Source organism: Pseudomonas sp. FW305-3-2-15-C-LB1 (assembly GCF_058787615.1).
Genome location: NZ_JBYSZX010000037.1, coordinates 1,767 through 3,414 on the forward strand (window position 1 = coordinate 1,767; position 1,648 = coordinate 3,414).

General features: G+C 50.1%; 1 rRNA gene (running past one end of the window). It reads left to right on the forward strand.

The features are described from left to right. The first annotated feature begins 66 nt into the window (after positions 1-66). Positions 67-1,648 (forward strand): 23S ribosomal RNA (locus AC3WP7_RS29980); it runs 1,258 nt beyond the window's last position.

A 1,648-nucleotide genomic window follows, 5' to 3' on the forward strand; every position in this document is an offset into this window, starting at 1 on the left:
GTTGAGAAATTCGAATTTTCGGCGAATGTCGTCTTCACAGTATAACCAGATTGCTTGGGGTTATATGGTCAAGTGAAGAAGCGCATACGGTGGATGCCTTGGCAGTCAGAGGCGATGAAAGACGTGGTAGCCTGCGAAAAGCTTCGGGGAGTCGGCAAACAGACTTTGATCCGGAGATGTCTGAATGGGGGAACCCAGCCATCATAAGATGGTTATCTTGTACTGAATACATAGGTGCAAGAGGCGAACCAGGGGAACTGAAACATCTAAGTACCCTGAGGAAAAGAAATCAACCGAGATTCCCTTAGTAGTGGCGAGCGAACGGGGACTAGCCCTTAAGTGGCTTTGAGATTAGCGGAACGCTCTGGAAAGTGCGGCCATAGTGGGTGATAGCCCTGTACGCGAAAATCTCTTAGTCATGAAATCGAGTAGGACGGAGCACGAGAAACTTTGTCTGAATATGGGGGGACCATCCTCCAAGGCTAAATACTACTGACTGACCGATAGTGAACTAGTACCGTGAGGGAAAGGCGAAAAGAACCCCGGAGAGGGGAGTGAAATAGATCCTGAAACCGTATGCGTACAAGCAGTGGGAGCCTACTTTGTTAGGTGACTGCGTACCTTTTGTATAATGGGTCAGCGACTTATTTTCAGTGGCGAGCTTAACCGAATAGGGGAGGCGTAGCGAAAGCGAGTCTTAATAGGGCGTCTAGTCGCTGGGAATAGACCCGAAACCGGGCGATCTATCCATGGGCAGGTTGAAGGTTGGGTAACACTAACTGGAGGACCGAACCGACTACCGTTGAAAAGTTAGCGGATGACCTGTGGATCGGAGTGAAAGGCTAATCAAGCTCGGAGATAGCTGGTTCTCCTCGAAAGCTATTTAGGTAGCGCCTCATGTATCACTGTAGGGGGTAGAGCACTGTTTCGGCTAGGGGGTCATCCCGACTTACCAAACCGATGCAAACTCCGAATACCTACAAGTGCCGAGCATGGGAGACACACGGCGGGTGCTAACGTCCGTCGTGAAAAGGGAAACAACCCAGACCGTCAGCTAAGGTCCCAAAGTTATGGTTAAGTGGGAAACGATGTGGGAAGGCTTAGACAGCTAGGAGGTTGGCTTAGAAGCAGCCACCCTTTAAAGAAAGCGTAATAGCTCACTAGTCGAGTCGGCCTGCGCGGAAGATGTAACGGGGCTCAAACCATACACCGAAGCTACGGGTATCACGTAAGTGATGCGGTAGAGGAGCGTTCTGTAAGCCTGTGAAGGTGAGTTGAGAAGCTTGCTGGAGGTATCAGAAGTGCGAATGCTGACATGAGTAACGACAATGGGTGTGAAAAACACCCACGCCGAAAGACCAAGGTTTCCTGCGCAACGTTAATCGACGCAGGGTTAGTCGGTCCCTAAGGCGAGGCTGAAAAGCGTAGTCGATGGAAAACAGGTTAATATTCCTGTACTTCTGGTTATTGCGATGGAGGGACGGAGAAGGCTAGGCCAGCTTGGCGTTGGTTGTCCAAGTTTAAGGTGGTAGGCTGAGATCTTAGGTAAATCCGGGATCTTAAGGCCGAGAGCTGATGACGAGTTACCTTTTAGGTGACGAAGTGGTTGATGCCATGCTTCCAAGAAAAGCTTCTAAGCTTCAGGTAA